The 15,383-nt window shown below is 45.8% G+C and carries 16 protein-coding genes; 9 read left to right on the top strand and 7 right to left on the bottom strand.

The window, feature by feature from the left end:
* Positions 1 to 111 precede the first annotated feature (111 nt).
* Both QUB37_RS04910 and recA read left to right on the top strand, forming a co-directional pair.
* The gene (locus QUB37_RS04910) at positions 112 to 333 is read left to right on the top strand and encodes a hypothetical protein (RefSeq protein WP_333159659.1); all 222 of its coding nucleotides are present in this window, start codon (positions 112 to 114) and stop codon (positions 331 to 333) included.
* Positions 334 to 520: 187 nt separating this feature from the next.
* The gene (gene recA, locus QUB37_RS04915; protein ID WP_333159661.1) at positions 521 to 1,657 is read left to right on the top strand and encodes a recombinase RecA; all 1,137 of its coding nucleotides are present in this window, start codon (positions 521 to 523) and stop codon (positions 1,655 to 1,657) included.
* 294 nt (positions 1,658 to 1,951) lie between these two features.
* On the opposite strand, the gene QUB37_RS04920 is transcribed toward recA, so the two are convergent.
* A complete protein-coding gene (locus QUB37_RS04920) occupies positions 1,952 to 2,389 on the bottom strand; it encodes a hypothetical protein (RefSeq protein WP_333159663.1) in 438 nt (145 codons plus the stop codon).
* Positions 2,390 to 2,689: 300 nt separating this feature from the next.
* Between QUB37_RS04920 and QUB37_RS04925 the strand changes: the two genes are divergently transcribed.
* Entirely contained in the window at positions 2,690 to 4,174 is a 1,485-nt protein-coding gene (locus QUB37_RS04925) for a NarK family nitrate/nitrite MFS transporter (protein ID WP_333159665.1), read from the top strand.
* A gap of 119 nt (positions 4,175 to 4,293) precedes the next feature.
* On the opposite strand, the gene QUB37_RS04930 is transcribed toward QUB37_RS04925, so the two are convergent.
* Positions 4,294 to 5,013 (bottom strand): hypothetical protein, encoded by a 720-nt coding sequence (locus QUB37_RS04930; RefSeq protein ID WP_333159667.1) that lies wholly within the window; start codon positions 5,011 to 5,013, stop codon positions 4,294 to 4,296.
* A gap of 613 nt (positions 5,014 to 5,626) precedes the next feature.
* On the opposite strand from QUB37_RS04930, the gene QUB37_RS04935 reads away from it, so the two are divergent.
* On the top strand, positions 5,627 to 6,100 hold the full coding sequence (locus tag QUB37_RS04935) for a Coq4 family protein (RefSeq protein ID WP_333159669.1): 474 nt from the start codon (positions 5,627 to 5,629) through the stop codon (positions 6,098 to 6,100).
* A 29-nt stretch (positions 6,101 to 6,129) separates the two neighbouring features.
* Positions 6,130 to 6,354, top strand: a complete 225-nt coding sequence (locus QUB37_RS04940; RefSeq protein WP_333159671.1) for a helix-turn-helix transcriptional regulator — start codon at positions 6,130 to 6,132, stop codon at positions 6,352 to 6,354.
* A 149-nt stretch (positions 6,355 to 6,503) separates the two neighbouring features.
* On the opposite strand, the gene QUB37_RS04945 is transcribed toward QUB37_RS04940, so the two are convergent.
* The 3 genes from QUB37_RS04945 to QUB37_RS04955 all read right to left on the bottom strand — a co-directional run bounded on the left by QUB37_RS04945 (position 6,504) and on the right by QUB37_RS04955 (position 9,468).
* Complete coding sequence (locus QUB37_RS04945; protein ID WP_333159673.1) at positions 6,504 to 7,400, bottom strand: alpha/beta hydrolase; 897 nt, start codon at positions 7,398 to 7,400, stop codon at positions 6,504 to 6,506.
* A gap of 217 nt (positions 7,401 to 7,617) precedes the next feature.
* Positions 7,618 to 9,060, bottom strand: a complete 1,443-nt coding sequence (gene dacB, locus QUB37_RS04950; protein WP_445300004.1) for a D-alanyl-D-alanine carboxypeptidase/D-alanyl-D-alanine endopeptidase — start codon at positions 9,058 to 9,060, stop codon at positions 7,618 to 7,620.
* An 81-nt stretch (positions 9,061 to 9,141) separates the two neighbouring features.
* Positions 9,142 to 9,468, bottom strand: a complete 327-nt coding sequence (locus QUB37_RS04955; RefSeq protein WP_333159677.1) for a (2Fe-2S) ferredoxin domain-containing protein — start codon at positions 9,466 to 9,468, stop codon at positions 9,142 to 9,144.
* A gap of 243 nt (positions 9,469 to 9,711) precedes the next feature.
* On the opposite strand from QUB37_RS04955, the gene QUB37_RS04960 reads away from it, so the two are divergent.
* From QUB37_RS04960 to QUB37_RS04975, 4 genes are all read left to right on the top strand, one after another.
* The gene (locus QUB37_RS04960; protein WP_333159679.1) at positions 9,712 to 10,173 is read left to right on the top strand and encodes a CBS domain-containing protein; all 462 of its coding nucleotides are present in this window, start codon (positions 9,712 to 9,714) and stop codon (positions 10,171 to 10,173) included.
* A gap of 270 nt (positions 10,174 to 10,443) precedes the next feature.
* On the top strand, positions 10,444 to 11,118 hold the full coding sequence (gene nblB / locus QUB37_RS04965; protein ID WP_333159681.1) for a phycobilisome degradation protein NblB: 675 nt from the start codon (positions 10,444 to 10,446) through the stop codon (positions 11,116 to 11,118).
* Positions 11,119 to 11,640: 522 nt separating this feature from the next.
* Entirely contained in the window at positions 11,641 to 12,912 is a 1,272-nt protein-coding gene (locus QUB37_RS04970) for a CAP domain-containing protein (protein ID WP_333159683.1), read from the top strand.
* Between the two features lie 172 nt (positions 12,913 to 13,084).
* On the top strand, positions 13,085 to 13,612 hold the full coding sequence (locus tag QUB37_RS04975) for an adenylate kinase (RefSeq protein WP_333159685.1): 528 nt from the start codon (positions 13,085 to 13,087) through the stop codon (positions 13,610 to 13,612).
* A 31-nt stretch (positions 13,613 to 13,643) separates the two neighbouring features.
* On the opposite strand, the gene murQ is transcribed toward QUB37_RS04975, so the two are convergent.
* Both murQ and QUB37_RS04985 read right to left on the bottom strand, forming a co-directional pair.
* The gene (murQ, locus tag QUB37_RS04980) at positions 13,644 to 14,558 is read right to left on the bottom strand and encodes an N-acetylmuramic acid 6-phosphate etherase (RefSeq protein WP_333159687.1); all 915 of its coding nucleotides are present in this window, start codon (positions 14,556 to 14,558) and stop codon (positions 13,644 to 13,646) included.
* Positions 14,559 to 14,799: 241 nt separating this feature from the next.
* The gene (locus QUB37_RS04985; protein WP_242720559.1) at positions 14,800 to 15,174 is read right to left on the bottom strand and encodes a DUF3110 domain-containing protein; all 375 of its coding nucleotides are present in this window, start codon (positions 15,172 to 15,174) and stop codon (positions 14,800 to 14,802) included.
* Positions 15,175 to 15,383: the final 209 nt, after the last annotated feature.

A 15,383-nucleotide genomic window follows, 5' to 3' on the forward strand; every position in this document is an offset into this window, starting at 1 on the left:
AGAAAGGAGGAAAAGGCAGACCGCTGGTTAGTATGGTATGCCCTGCTGTAAAAAATAACCCATGTTTGTTGTACGAAAAGAGTTTTTGGTCTTAGGAAATAGGACTTCTGCGTGGGTTCCCTACGAGGGGATAAAGGGCGTAAAAGCCCAGAGATGCTGTGTAAGACTCCGATCGTCTTTGATGACGAATATTCAGCAATGAATATCCCCAATAGAGCGACGGCAAACGAGACACGAAGCCCGAATTATAACGGTACTCCGTTTAGTTTGGGTATTTCACACATCACTCAAGGAGCGATCGATACCCACTATAGCGGTTCGATCGCGTGGTGAGGTATGCCCTGTTTGCCCTGCGCGGGCCCATGCCCGAGTGAAAGCTCGCGAGTGGCCGGGGCCTCCCCAAAATCAAGAATCTTCAACCAGATCCTCCCAGAACCTCCAGACCCCAAAAATAACTGCTAACATACGTGTTGTACAGTTAATCAACAAGCTCCGCAAGGGGTCTACCCGCTTACCGCAAATGGCAAAAAAAGAAGCGTCTATAAAAACTTCCACTGAAAACTCAGAAAAGCAAAAAGCTCTAACTTCCGTACTCTCCCAAATCGAGCGCAGCTTTGGCAAAGGGGCGATCGTCCGATTGGGAGACTCCACTCGCATGAAGGTAGAAACCATTCCCACCGGAGCCCTGACGCTGGACATTGCTTTGGGCGGCGGTTTGCCAAAAGGCCGAGTCATTGAAATTTACGGGCCCGAAAGTTCCGGTAAAACCACTCTAGCCCTCCACGCGATCGCCGAAGTCCAAAAATCCGGCGGAATCGCAGCCTTCGTGGATGCCGAACACGCCCTCGATCCCACCTACGCCTCAGCTTTAGGCGTCGATATTGAAAATCTCTTAGTTTCCCAGCCGGATACCGGCGAAATGGCCCTAGAAATAGTCGATCAACTCGTGCGTTCCGTCGCCGTCGATATCGTAGTAATTGACTCCGTAGCCGCCCTCGTCCCCCGCGCCGAAATTGAAGGCGACATGGGCGACTCCCACATGGGTTTGCAAGCGCGCTTGATGAGCCAAGCTTTGCGGAAAATCACCGGCAACATCGGCAAATCCGGCTGTACCGTCATTTTCCTCAACCAATTGCGGCAGAAAATCGGCATAACTTACGGCAACCCGGAAACAACAACCGGCGGCAATGCACTCAAATTCTACGCCAGCGTGCGGCTCGATATTCGCCGCATTCAAAGCTTGAAAAAAGGTACCGAAGAATACGGCAACCGCACGAAAGTTAAAGTTGCTAAAAATAAAGTTGCTCCGCCTTTCCGTATTGCCGAATTTGACATTGTATTTGGCAAAGGCATTTCTACTTTAGGCTGTCTGACTGACTTAGCCGACGAAATGGGAGTAATTCTGAAAAAAGGTTCTTGGTATAGCTACAACGGAGAGAACATAGCTCAAGGACGAGACAAAGTGATCCAGCACATGGAGAAAAACATCGATTTCAAAAATGAAATTGAGGAGCTAGTTAAAAAGAAACTTGAGACAGGTGCTCTGGTTTCTGCTAATTCTGTCGCTCCTATTGAGGTAGATGATGTAGATGATGTAGATGATGTAGATGATGTAGATGATGTAGATGATGTAGATGGTTTGGGCGAAGAAATCTAAGTTTTTTAGTCAATAAATCCGATAGGTGTTAGAGCTCCGACTTTTTAAAGAAGTCGGGGCTCTGTTTATTCTGTTTTTTTAATATCTAGGGGTAATATCAAATCCGTTAGCATCGGAATAGTAAATTCGAGTTCACTGTTCACTATTCACTGTTCACTGTCAACCGTAAACCGTAAACCGTCAACATCATTCCGGTGTAACCGGAAATGATATAAAGCATTTGAGAAAATACAAAGAACCCCGACTTCTTCGATGAAGTCGGGGTTCTAAAATAAGAGTATTTCACCACGTTATTTAATGTTGAGGAGTTTGGTGAAAGGAAATCTCTAAAACTTCTATCTGCTGGTTGAGAGTAGCAGAGCGCTTCTGAGCATATTTGTCGTGCAGAAAAATACTTAAGCCCACACCCACTGGCAAAACAAAATAGATAAATCCCAGCAACATCTGAGCAATGTCTTCTTGGGCTACTGCATCGAATTGAGGCGCAGCAGTAGGTTGACTTGTCGTGCTGTTGACTGGCTGCTGATTGGATTGCTCGATCGCCTGTGCTTTTTCTTGCGGTTGAGCTTCCTGGGCGATCGCCCCAGAAGCAGTTCCCAAGCATCCAGCCACTGCTACACATACTGTCAGGAAACTAAAAAGTCTTGATTTAACCTTTAATCCGTTGTTCATGGCACTGATTGAGTGGCGATCGCCTTGCTGAGTTTCTCTTTCGGTTAAGCGTACAAGCATTTTTACTTACCTGTTTTTAAAATAAATTTAATTTCTGTATTCAAATATACTGTTTTTTGGATTTTAACGCAATAAGCATTTATTACTAAAATTAGATTTAAATGCAATATCTGCATTTATTCAATGCGCCAGGTGGGGTTTTGAGCACAAACAGTAACTTTGTATACAATTTTTCCTCTCGACATCCACTTGAATTGGAACGCAACATCAAAGCGCGATCGTAAAAAAACCGTTACCTCAAACAGTTAGAAAGTCAACTCGAAATTAATAATCTGTATTATTTATTAGGACAAGTTATATATGCTTCAAGGACTTTTATCGTTCAGAGGGCCTTTTCGGATTCTGAACCTGAGTTGGTTTGCTTTTTTCTTAACTTTCGTAGTGTGGTTCAACTACGCACCCTTCAGCACAACGGTGCAGCACGATTTGGGATTGACAGTTGGGCAAGCCAGAATCATCAGTCTGTGCAACCTAGCTTTCGCAATTCCTGCACGTATTATTATTGGGATGTTGCTCGATCGCTTCGGGCCTCGCATCACCTTCTCTTCACTCCTGGTGTATGCAGCATTTCCTACACTGGCATTCGCCTTTGCCCAAAACTTCAATCAGTTGGTTTTGAGCCGTTTGGCAATGGGAATTGTCGGCGCTGGATTCGTAGTTGGCATTCGCTTAGTTGCCGAATGGTTTCCCCCAAAAGATATCGGCTTCGCTCAAGGTATCTATGGCGGCTGGGGTAACTTTGGCTCTTTTGCCGCAGAAGCAGCGTTACCAGCGATCGCGGCAGGAACAGCTTTTCTCTCAGTCGGGCACACAAATTGGCGGCTGGCGATCGCCCTTACTGGGATTGCCACAGCAGTTTTTGGAGTCATTTTTTACTGCAACGTTCAAGACACTCCTCCCGGCAAAGTTTATCAGCGCCCGGCCCGCAACGGCGCAATGGAAGTCACTAGCGCCAAAAGCTTTTGGGCACTGTCAATAACCAATATTCCTCTATTTGGTGCCTTAGCTTTGATCGTGTGGCGCTTGCAGAAAGCCAATTTTCTGACTGCAAATGTGATGTACGCTATTTGGATTAGTTTGACAGCACTGTATTTAATTCAGGCTTACAAAGCCTGGCAAGTTAACCGAGAAGTTGTCACCGGTCAAAAACATTACCCACCTCAAGAACGCTATCAAATCAGTCAAGTATTCCTATTAGAATTAGCTTATGCAGTCAGCTTTGGTTCAGAGCTCGCTGTGGTTTCCATGTTACCGGAATTTTTTGAACACACCTTCAATATAAATCATGCGATCGCTGGGCCCATAGCTGCTACTTATCCCATGATGAACTTGGTCAGCCGTCCAGCCGGAGGCTTAATTTCAGACAAAATCGGCAGCCGCAAGTGGACGCTGACAGTGACGATCGGCGGAGTGGGATTGGGGTATTTAATTATGAGCCAAATTACGGCCAACTGGCATTTAGCAATTGTGATTATCATGACCATGTTATGTGCCTTCTTTGTCTTCGCCGCCGCAGGCGCCACTTTTGGCATTGCCTCCTTAATCAAACGAGAAGTAACTGGTCAAATTGCCGGCAATATCGGTGCTTACGGCAGTGTCGGCTCTGTAATTTACGCCACCCTTTATAGCTTTCTTCCCCAAACAGTTGCAGGCAACCGCAGCTTCTTTGAGGTACTCGGAACTGCTGCTGTAGTTGTCTGCTTCCTTTGTGTTTTTACCCTGAAGGAACCGAAGGTTATTGAAAGCCAAGATTTGGCAGAAGAAGCTATGCTGCTGGGCCACTAAATCGCAAATCAGGTTTTAAGTAGAACAACTTAAAACTACAGAACACCCAGCAGCCTGACTTCTTTATTTAAGAAGTCAGGCTTTGAGATAAGCAGCAGCTTATTTATCACTTTTGTCACTTACTGCGGCATAGAAACGGGCTGAATGTATTGAGAATTAGCGCGCACATAACAGCCTTGTCTTGTCAGCAACCAGGGTTGACCGTTCGCCATCGTAATAGCATTTGCTCCCCTAAGTTCAGCAGCAACTGTATCTTTATCTGCGCGGTAAACTTGTTGAATTGCTCCGTTTGCGGTCTTGCGGCAGTTAAGTTGTCCATCTCGCGAGGTGACTCGCCAAGCAGGCCAAGTTACAAAACCATTTGTTTGACTCGACCAAGTATTAGCATTGCTAGAAGTATAGTCGCCACTTGCATTAGGACGCGGTAAAGCTTCGACTAAATTTACTTTAAATGTCTGGCCCATAGAAGGACAATTTTCTCCTCCTTTCACCTTCCAAGTAACTTCGGCTCCCAATTGGCTGCTTCTTCCAACTTGACGCCTGACAATGGCAATATCTCCAGAACAAACAATTTTTCTGCCAGGGCCGGTCGCACTGTCTTTGAAAGTCCCATTGTAATAGTAAGAGCCTGCTGCTCCTTCGGAACGGGTAATTTGAATATTGCCCAAAAATTCCCGATTGCCTACTTTGGTCAAGTAAAAACCGCTGGGACTGTTCCCTTTTTCTGACAGATTTAAAGTAGTTTTACCGTTAGGATTAACATAAGTGGTAGCGCTAGCAGCCGCGCACCAAATTAATGACACAACTCCTGTGGATAACCAAATGTCAAGTTTTTTCACAGCAACACCTCGTATGAATCTCTACTCTATTTATAGCTGTTGGTGAAAATACTTAGCCAGTCGCTCAAATAAGTGTCACTCATTTGAGCGACATTCTAACGACATACGGGCAATCCCCCATGATTGCCACTACAAATTCGGCAACCACGGGGGATGGGCACTACTGCGTAATTCCGACAAATCAACTCTGTATAACTTCACGTTGCTTCAGCTCGCTTCACCTCTCTTCACTTGTATGCACCTGCATCACGATGCCTGCAAGCTTCCACTTCTGACTCATTGCAAGTTCTAATAATTAGCAGCAGAATAAATTTATATACGTAAGTAAGGGAGTTCCAATCAACGCTAGATACTGTGGATTTTACGGCTACTTCCGGGTGGGTCAAGTTGCCCCAAGTAACACTAGCCAGATTTTGGCAACTGGCAGATTTCACCTCTGAGACTGTGTGTAAAGAAATGTAAAAGCTCCTGAAACCCAATTGCTGTGGCAGAAAGTACGGTTTCTAAGTTGAGTAGGTAAAAAAAAGTCGTCTTGATTCAGCGCAAAAATGAACTTGACAAACACCAATTAATTTGCCCGAAACTTAAATCATTGTCGAAGGGAGAATAACTTATGGCTGACGGTCAATTAGGAGTTATATTAAAGATGGCTCAAACAATTAATCCTCAAATAGAGAGCGATCGACACTTTGAAATAGACTTGGCAAAGTTGCGCCAACTGCCAGCAGGAACATTAGGGTGCGAAGTGGCGCGATTTCTAGACGAACAAGGCTTTGAGCCGATCGCATCGGGAGACTGGATTCAGCGAAACCACGACGTTTGGCACGTGCTGACCGGTCTTTCAGCTTCAACAGAAGATGAACTGGTACTTCAAGCGTTTACTCGCGCTCAAGTATTTCGTCCTTCTTGTGCGATTTTAGTGTTAGTTGGACTAATCGGCGGCAAATGCGCGATCGGACAAATTATCAAAGGCTTAAAACATGGAAAATTAGCCACTCGGCTAATTAATTGGGACGTTGCATCTGATTGGGAAACTCCTTTATCTGAAGTTCGAGAAAAACTCGGAATTCAACCCTTAATTGATTAGATTTTAACTCGTTACCTCATTGCAAAAATATGCAAAGCCAAAGTTACAAACCGGAAATTAGCCTGAGCCCACGCGAAAGAGCGATCGCGCAATTAGTAGCCCAAGGCCTGCCAAACAAATGTATTGCCAAAAATTTAAATATCAGTCACTGGACGGTTGCTACTTACGTGAGGCGGATTTTTATCAAACTCGGTGTTTGTTCCAGAACTGCGATGATTGCACTGCTGATCCAAGAAAATTTGCTCTGGGACTGATCAATAAGTAGGGTGCGTCAGCTAGCTTGAATTCTGTGGTAATCCAGAAACTCTAGGCACGATGCACCCTAAAAAAAACCTATCCCTAGACAGATGAAAACCCGGTTTAGCTGTAAAACCGGGTTTTCATTTGCAATGTTTAAAACCTTCTATGCCACAGCCACAGAACGAGAAGAATTTCTCAGAAAACTCAGCAATTCTCGATTCACCGTTTGCGGCGCTTCCTGCTGAATCCAGTGACCACAGTGAGGAACTAATTTCAACTTAAACGGAGCCGTAATTAATCTGTCTAAACCTTCTACCAGTTTGTGGCTCAAAAACGCATCTTCTTCTCCCCAAAGCACCAAAGTAGGTACTGTCACAGGTTCTAATTTCTGCCCCAAATTCCAAAGCCTCTGCGGATGAAACATCTGCCGGTAATAATTGATAGCGGCGGCTAATACTCCCGGCTTTTCTAAAGCAGTCTGATAAATCTTAGTTTCCTCAGCGCTAAAAGCTCCTTTGCGAACAGCTTGTCCTTGGAAAACATTGTGAACAAAATCTTTCAAGTTTTGGCGGATCAACAATTCTGGAATGCCGGGAACCTGAAATGCCAAAACGTACCAACTGCGGCGGATTTGATCTAAATTGCTCGCCATTTCCTGCATGAATCGCTGCGGGTGCGGAGCGTTTAAAATTGCCAAGCGGTTGAGTTGTTCGGGGAATTTTTGAGCTAAGTGCCACGCAATCGCCCCTCCCCAATCATGACCTACAACGTGAGCTTTTGTATAACCGAGGCTCGAAATCAAACCGCGAATATCCGCGCTCAGCGTATCTAAATCATAGCCGCTTTCCGGCTTATCGGAATCGTTGTAGCCCCGCAAATCCGGCACTACCACCTTGAAATGACGCGCTAAAGCAGGAATTTGATGACGCCAAGAGTACCAAAACTCTGGAAACCCATGCAGGAGGAGAACGAGCTCGCCTTCTCCTTGAGAAACGCAGTGCAGGCGGATGTTATTGGTTTCGACAAAGATGTGTTGCTGTTCGGAATCGAAAGAATTCATAGTTGGAAAGTTAGACTTATTTTTGGTCAGTACAGAACCCGCCGACTGGTAGCAGGCTAAAACGTCCCAATGGTGTTAAATTTTCTACTTTTATTGTAGCTGCTTTTCGATCCCCGCCGCTGCAATCTAATGAAACTTAAAACTTGTAGGATTTTGGGGTGTCCTGTGTTTTAGGTGTAACTACTGAGTTGAAGTTTATCACCTTAAATGTATTGTTTTAACAGCGGCGCAGGCGATTCAATAATAGCACAATTTCGTCCGTTGCCGATCGCATTTTTGCAGTCGATAGGTCAGATTGATTGACGATAATGCTAAACACCAGCGGCTCGTAATTCGGAACTTCGATATATCCCGACAGCGCCGAAACTCCGCTCATAGTTCCGGTTTTTGCTTGCATAATTACGCGGTTTGGTGTAATATTAAAGCGATTTTTCAAAGTGCCGCTCTCGCCAGCGATCGGCAGTGACTGGCGGTAAATAGATGCAGCAGGTGAATTGGCCATAAGTCTCAAAGTTTGCACCAAGGCTTCAGGGCTAATTAAATTGTGCCGAGACAAGCCGGAACCGTCGGCTAATATGTAGCTGTTTGGATTTACTCCTAATTGAGTTAAAACTGTTTTTAGCTCTTTTAAACCGCTTTCACCTGTATTCTCTTGTGGCACAGGCATCTTGTCTGTAACTTTTCCCAGCAATCTCAATAAAACTTCTGCATAAAGATTGTTGCTTTCGCGATTAGTTTCTCTCACCAATTCCGCCAGTGGCGGCGATTCAACGGTCGCTAATTCTTGATTTAAATTGCGAGAAGCCGATGCAACTAAAGCCTGTTTAACAGGAATTCCCTCAGCCGCCAGGGCTTGTTGAAAATACTGCAAAAAATTATTAGCGGGGTTGACAACTGCGACATAAGCTGATTCCGGTTCTGCACCAACTTTCAACTGTCCGCCCACTCGAATTATAGGTCGATCCAACTCCCGACCAATTTCAATAAACTCAGATTCGTTTTGAGCGACGGTAACAGTATTGTTCTGAAGTTGCCACTGATTTGCCAGCTTTGCTTCGACAAAAGTAACTTTCAGAGGTTGCCCCAGAGCCTGTGGGGACAAAAGAAGGTCGATCGCGTTTTGATTGAAAATTAAACTGTTAATCGGCGCTCCATAGCCTGCTTGCGCGTCTTCCCATTCCCAATTCGGATTAACTGCACTGCCTTGAAAATAGCTGTCATCGCCAATCAACTGGTTAACTTGACTGATTCCCCGCTGCTTCAACTGCTGCGCCAAGGATTTCAACTGAGCCTCAGCAATGCTCGGATCTCCCCTGCCGGCAACGTACAAACTTCCATTTTCGCCGCTGTAAACCGATGTCTTAATCCGAAAATCTGCACCGAGTTTCTGCAAAGCAGCGGCTGTAGTTAGCAGCTTGGCATTTGATGCTGGAATAAAATATTTGGTGGCGTCGCGGCTGTAGAGAGTAGTAGTAGAAGATAGAGGTTGAATCAAAATGCCCCAGCGCGATCGGCTAAATTCGGGACGGTTGGCGATCGCATCTACTTGCGCTCCCAAATCCGCAGGACAAATATCCCCAGCAACCGCCGACGTTTGAGCAGCAACCGTAGACGGACGCCCCAGAATTAGGACTAACAAACTAAGCGCAATTCCTTGGATTTTCAAAGTGCCAATTCCTTAACAATAACTATTAAAATTAGATGCACCAGAGCTTGGAAGTTTCCCCGAATCAAGTCAATATTAATAATAATAACGCGCATGAATTCTCGGATTGAACAGCGCCTCTACAGGTTTTCCCTCTTTGAGGTGTTGTTCCACAATTAACGGTACATCACTCGGTTTAACTCGACAATACCAAATTTCGTCCGGGGTAACTCGTACAGTCGGGCCAGTGGTGCACTGTCCCTGACAACTACAGGCCTCCACTTTCACCCCTGCAACTTGTTGAGCTTCAAAAGCAGCTAGCACTGCTGCTGAACCATTTTTCAGGCAAGATTGATACTGGCAAACCAATACACAGCGCGCTTCTGGTTGGGAGTCTGGTTCTCGGGCTGGAGATTCTGGCATTGGTAAGGATTTATCCGCTCTTTAAGATATCTTAACAATCTTGTCAGACCGATCGCTCGCCGGAGAGAGGCAAACGGCAGAATTTTATAGTGCGATCGAAAAAACAGCAAAATTCTGGCATTCAAACTTTTTCCTTGCTTCTACTTTCTAACGAATCCCTTCAGCAGAGCTGCCTTTCTTCAGTCTGTGCCGCCCTTTCCCTATATGATCGATAAGGAGAGAAAACTCAATCAACCGCTAATCATGCCAAAAACAGTAGCCGATGTAATGAGCCGCGAGCCGATTTTGGCGCGACCCGAAATGCCCTTGAACGAAGCGATTAAAATTTTAGCCGATCGACGCATTAGCGGTCTTCCCGTCGTAGATGAGAATGACTTGTTGGTAGGAGTCATCTCCGAAACCGACTTGATGTGGCGGGAAACCGGCGTAACTCCGCCCGCTTATATCATGGTGCTCGATAGCGTGATTTATTTGGAAAATCCATCTCGTTATGAGCGAGAACTCCACAAGGCTTTAGGACAAACAGTAGGAGAAGCGATGAGTACAGAGCCAGTTACCATCGAGCCAGACAAATCTGTCCAAGAAGCTGCCAAACTGATGCACGATCGCAGTATCCACCGATTGCCAGTGCTTGATACTGCGGGCAAAGTAATCGGCATCCTCACTAGGGGAGATATTATTCGCTCGATGGCTGCCGAATCTTAAATTAATTGTTGCAGTTCCAGGACTGTATCAGAAAACCAGTCGTGAAGCGAAGCTATCCCGTAGGGAATCGCTCTTTCAATCTCGCTGACTTTTTGCAATTACCAATTACCGAGATTGACGACAAGGAAGTTAGGAATACACGCAGAGCTATTTTTTTTTCTTCCCTCTTCCTTCTTCCTTCTTCCTTCTTCCTTCTTCCTTCTTCCTTCTTCCTTCTTCCTTCTTCCTTCTTCCTTCTTCCTTCTTCCCAATTATCAAATTTAAAATCGAATGAGCATTACCCCTGAGTCTGTCGAACAATTGCTGAATTCCGAGGATTTTGGCGAAAGACTGCGAGCAGTCAACCAACTGCGGCAACTAGACCCCGCGATTGCCTATAAACTAATTCAAATTGCGATCGGCGACAAAAACGTCCGGGTTCGCTACGCAGCAGTCAGCCAATTATCAACCCTCGGTACGCAGAATCTGCCGAACGCTTTAGAGGTACTGCGAAACAGCCTGAACAACGACCCCGAACCCGACGTGCAAGCAGCAGCAGCCGATGCTTTGGGCGCATTGAAATTAACCGATGCTTTAGAAGATTTGCAGCAAGTTTATAGCAGTACCTCTGAATGGCTGGTGCAACTGAGCATCGTCGCGGCTTTGGGAGAAATGGGAGATCCGAAAGCCTTTCCGATGTTAGAAAATGCCCTGACTTCAGAAAACGAATTGATCCAAACCATTGCCATTAGTGCATTAGGTGAATTGGGAGATAAACGGGCGCTGCCGCTGCTGCTTCCCTACGCTTCCAATGCAGATTGGCAGATCCGTTACAGAGTCGCCCAAGCTTTGGGGCGGTTGGGCGGTGCAGAAGCACAGACAGCTTTGGAAATTCTCGCCAAAGATGAGGTTGATCAAGTTGCTCAGGAGGCTAAAGTCGGACAAGAAAATAGTTTGAAATCTTGAGATTGCTTTTGTGGTCCCGAACAACCCTGGGCGGTTGTGAATTTTGAATTAATTTAGATTTTTTTGTGAGGATTCTACTAAAAACTTAGTTGGCGATCGCACATAGAATTCAGAAACCCGGTTTCTTCCTATATTTGTCGTTCCTCTCTGCAAAACTCGTAGAAACCGGGTTTCTAGCCAGCCAGCCAGCACGCTGGGTGCGTAGCGCAAACCTTACTAATCAGGAAAAATCTAAAATCTAAAATCTAAAATCTAAAATCTAAAATTGTATTGATGCCACGGGCGATCGCAAATTTCTGTGAAACTCTCCTTAAATTCGATCGCACTCTTCCCTTTCCCAATCATAGCCGGGCTCTTGACATCCACACTTTGACAACAGCTATAATTAGAATAAATACAGCAGCGGCAGGGATTAACACAATTATGGAATTGTGCCCAGCCAGCTAGCGATCGGGGAAACTATCGTTAAGACGGTAAGCCATCTACCAGCAAAACCAAGTCTTAAAACAGTTTATCATCCCCATGCTTGAACAACTACAAAATTCCGGTTCTCAGTCCTTGGACATTTTAACAGGAGAGCGATCGGCCTCTCAAGTAGCACCAAGCCCAACCAATCAAAACTTTATTAATAGAGTTTTAGAACTTACCAACATCGAACGCAGCAAATTAGGTTTGTCCCCGCTAACCTTAAATACTCAGTTACTAAATGCGGCGGCAAATCACAGCCAAAACATGGCACTGCAAGACTTCTTTTCCCATACCGGAAAAGATGGTTCGTCATTAGGAAGTCGGATTTCTGCAACGGGCTATCAATTCTCAGCGGCGGCAGAAAATATTGCTGCGGGCTCTTCTACACCCGAACAAGTTGTATCATCGTGGATGAACAGCAGCGGCCACCGGACTAACATTCTTAACCCTAATCTCAAAGAAATTGGGATTGGTTACTATTTCTTAGCCGACGATACTGGCACAGAAAATTGGAATCACTATTGGACGCAAGTTTTTGCGACTTCTCTTGACGGTAGTGTCAATCCCGCACCGACACCGACACCGACTCCCACACCAAACACTATATCTATTACTTCGCCAATACCCAATGCTACAGGGGACGGCAGCCCGACGACAGCAGCCAAAAATATAGCCAGCAACGGCAATTATTTCTTATCAGATAGTGCCGATACTCAAATACCGACAAATGCTGCGGGATTGCCAATTTTTGCCCTTTCCGGCAAAGATAATATCACGGGGGGAGAAGGTGCTGATAGCATTAATGGAATGCAAGGTGCGGATACAATTAATGGCGCAGGAGGCAATGACAGCTTATCCGGCGGCAAAGAATCCGATGTAATTGATGGCGGTGTTGGCGATGATTTTATCAGCGGCAACAACGATAACGATCGACTAATTGGATCTGAGGGTAACAATACTATTCGCGGCGGCAAAGAAGATGATATCTTGATGGGCGGTAACGGTGACGATTTGTTGGCGGGCGATCGCGGGCAAGATATTCTGACGGGCGGCGGCGGAAATGATACGTTTATTCTGGCGGGAGGTTTGTCTGCTGCGGCTACTTTAATTAGTGCCGATGTAATTGTCGATTTTGCGATCGGGGATAACATTGGTTTGACTGACGGTATCGGATTTGCAAACTTGACTTTTGAAGCTGTGAGTTTGCAGTTGGATGGAGGTGCAAGCATCGCTTCTACGGCGATTAAGTCTGGTAGTAATTATTTGGGAATCGTGCAGGGTGTAAGTCAAAGTCAGCTTACATCTTCTGTTTTTGTCAACGCCTAAAAAACAGCATACCCAGATTTCCGACTCCTCCAAGAAGTCGGGAATCTAAAAACAAGAGCGCTTTACGTTGAATTTGGAGAGGATAATCAGGGGGGCTATTTTGATAGATTGATTATTTTAGTAATAATATCAAGTAGTGCTACAAACTGCATCATTCCTAAGAGGGGTAACTATGGAAAAAGTAGCCGTGTTTGGCAACGCTGGAGGCGGTAAATCAACTTTCAGCAAGAGATTATCAGAAATCACTGGCTTGCCACTTTACCCCTTGGATAAGATTCAATATCAATCTGGGGGCGCTGAGGTTCCAAATGAAGAATATAAGCATACCCATGAGAAAATTTTGGCTACTCACCGATGGATTATAGACGGTTTTGGTTGTATGGAAACCGTCTGGCTTCGACTCAACGAGGCAGATACTCTGGTTTTTGTATATCTGCCCCTATACGTGCATTTTTGGTGGGTGACTAAACGGCTGATTACAGGTAAGTTTATACCGCCAGAAGGCTGGCCCCAAAACAGTCCGATATTGAAGAGTTCAATTAATAGTTACCGTGCTCTTTGGTTGTGTCACAACTATTTGACTCCCAGATATCGCGAGTATGTCGATCGGGCTCAAAATACCAAAAGTGTTTATCACCTCAGATCCACTGGAGAGATTTCACAATTTTTTGACTCGATATTGCAAATGACTAATGACTAATGACTGTTGACTAATGACTAATGACTGATGACTAATGACTAATTGATGCCACAGCCGATCGCAAATTCCCTTGAAACTCGCCCAAAATTCGATCGCACTCTTCCTTCTCCAAATTAGTCCAGTGCATCATCAAAGCTAATTTAACAGACTTGCCGCTTTTTTCGAGCAAAAAACCCGCTTCATCCCGGTTCAAATCAGTCAAATCCTGCAACATCCGCACAGCCCGATCGCGCAATTTCTTATTAGTAACCGCCACGTCAACCATTCGATTGCCGTAAACCTTCCCCAGCTTCACCATTACCCCAGTCGAAATCATATTCAAAGCCATTTTTGTTACTGTACCTGCTTTCAAGCGCGTCGATCCCGCCACTACCTCCGGGCCAACCAACAACCGAATATCAACATCAGCCTCAAAATTCACTTGTTCGACGGGTACGCAGGCCATAAACACAGTTTTCGCCCCCCGCTGGCGCGCCGCCTGCAAAGCGCCCGCGACGAACGGCGTCGTACCTCCAGCCGTAATGCCGACAACTACATCTAAGTTGGTAATTTGACGGTGGGCGATCGCCTCAGCCCCATCCTCAGCCCGATCCTCCAAATCCTCCGAACTCCGCACCAAAGCCCCCGCACCCCCGGCAATTATGCCCTGTACGAGTTCTGGCGGCGTGCAGAAGGTGGGGGGACACTCGGCCGCATCCAGCACCCCCAAACGCCCGGAAGTACCCGCACCGACGTAAAACAGGCGGCCTCCTTGACGTAGAGACTCGGCTGCAATGTCGATCGCTTGGGCTAACTGTTCGCGGGCACGGGCGATCGCGCTTAAGGTTTGGGCGTCTTCGCGGTTGAACAAGTCCACTAATTCGATCGAACTGAGTTGGTCTAAATTCTCGCTGTTCGTATTCACCTGTTCAGTCAGCAGATGGCCCCGTTCTTCCAAATTCTTCATGTTTTTTGATTAGTCATTAGTTATTAGTTATTGGTCATTGGTCATTATCATTAGTCAACAGTCATTAGGTCTACAAAATAGGGTAAGCATTGCTTGCCCGCTGGTGAGCTTGGTTAAATCGTGACTCAAAGGCTCGAAATTTGCGGTTCTGGCGATCGGCTAAATCTACTTCCGAGAGACAGGCAATTACCCATTACCCATTACCAATTACCAATAACTGCTGACTAATGACTAATGACTATTACAAAAGTCCTTCGAGTCGGCGGCGAATAGAATCCAGTTCGTTTTGGGAAACCTCAGAATCAGGCTCGGGCTCGGACTCGGACTCCGGCTGCCACTGAGTCTGTGTTACATTGTCTTCTGGGGGAATAGCCAGCGCGCCCGCGGGCACAAGCTCCCAATCATAATCAACACTGTCGCAGAACTCCTTAATTTCCTCCTCGTCGATCGCCTCAACCGTGGGCTCTGGGAAATCCTGAGCTTCCAACATCACGCCAAAGCGGGTGGCGTCGTCTTCTGACTCAAACATCAGAACTTTGTTGCGGTCGCCGAGTTGAATGGTATGAATTCCCTCATTCTCGGTGCGGGCATTGAAGAGTAAGACGAACACTCGCATAAGTTTTAAAGACCTTCTTAACCACCGTTTTTTTATCTTAGAAGCGATCGGGCAACCAATCAGTCGATTTTAGATTTTAGATTTTAGATTTTAGATTGAAGATCGATCCAGCACTAGCGGGATCGAGAGGATTTAGGGGAGTTGGAGGATTTGGTGTTAGGTCGTGTTGCGTGTTTTGATTAAGTTCGGTAAAGGTTTCTGGAGTCTAC

Origin of the sequence: Microcoleus sp. AT3-A2 (genome assembly GCF_036705685.1) — a bacterium.
Lineage (GTDB): Bacteria > Cyanobacteriota > Cyanobacteriia > Cyanobacteriales > Microcoleaceae > Microcoleus.

Excerpts from the sequence above, each read along its gene's own strand:
- QUB37_RS04925 (WP_333159665.1), top strand. The coding sequence starts at position 2,690 with ATGCTTCAAGGACTTTTATCGTTCAGAGGGCCTTTTCGGATTCTGAAC.
- QUB37_RS04970 (WP_333159683.1), top strand. The coding sequence starts at position 11,641 with ATGCTTGAACAACTACAAAATTCCGGTTCTCAGTCCTTGGACATTTTA.
- QUB37_RS04955 (WP_333159677.1), bottom strand. The coding sequence starts at position 9,468 with ATGCCAGAATCTCCAGCCCGAGAACCAGACTCCCAACCAGAAGCGCGC.
- QUB37_RS04985 (WP_242720559.1), bottom strand. The coding sequence starts at position 15,174 with ATGCGAGTGTTCGTCTTACTCTTCAATGCCCGCACCGAGAATGAGGGA.
- QUB37_RS04940 (WP_333159671.1), top strand. The coding sequence starts at position 6,130 with ATGCAAAGCCAAAGTTACAAACCGGAAATTAGCCTGAGCCCACGCGAA.
- QUB37_RS04975 (WP_333159685.1), top strand. The coding sequence starts at position 13,085 with ATGGAAAAAGTAGCCGTGTTTGGCAACGCTGGAGGCGGTAAATCAACT.
- recA (WP_333159661.1), top strand. The coding sequence starts at position 521 with ATGGCAAAAAAAGAAGCGTCTATAAAAACTTCCACTGAAAACTCAGAA.
- murQ (WP_333159687.1), bottom strand. The coding sequence starts at position 14,558 with ATGAAGAATTTGGAAGAACGGGGCCATCTGCTGACTGAACAGGTGAAT.
- QUB37_RS04960 (WP_333159679.1), top strand. The coding sequence starts at position 9,712 with ATGCCAAAAACAGTAGCCGATGTAATGAGCCGCGAGCCGATTTTGGCG.
- QUB37_RS04935 (WP_333159669.1), top strand. The coding sequence starts at position 5,627 with ATGGCTGACGGTCAATTAGGAGTTATATTAAAGATGGCTCAAACAATT.
- QUB37_RS04945 (WP_333159673.1), bottom strand. The coding sequence starts at position 7,400 with ATGAATTCTTTCGATTCCGAACAGCAACACATCTTTGTCGAAACCAAT.
- QUB37_RS04920 (WP_333159663.1), bottom strand. The coding sequence starts at position 2,389 with ATGCTTGTACGCTTAACCGAAAGAGAAACTCAGCAAGGCGATCGCCAC.
- nblB (WP_333159681.1), top strand. The coding sequence starts at position 10,444 with ATGAGCATTACCCCTGAGTCTGTCGAACAATTGCTGAATTCCGAGGAT.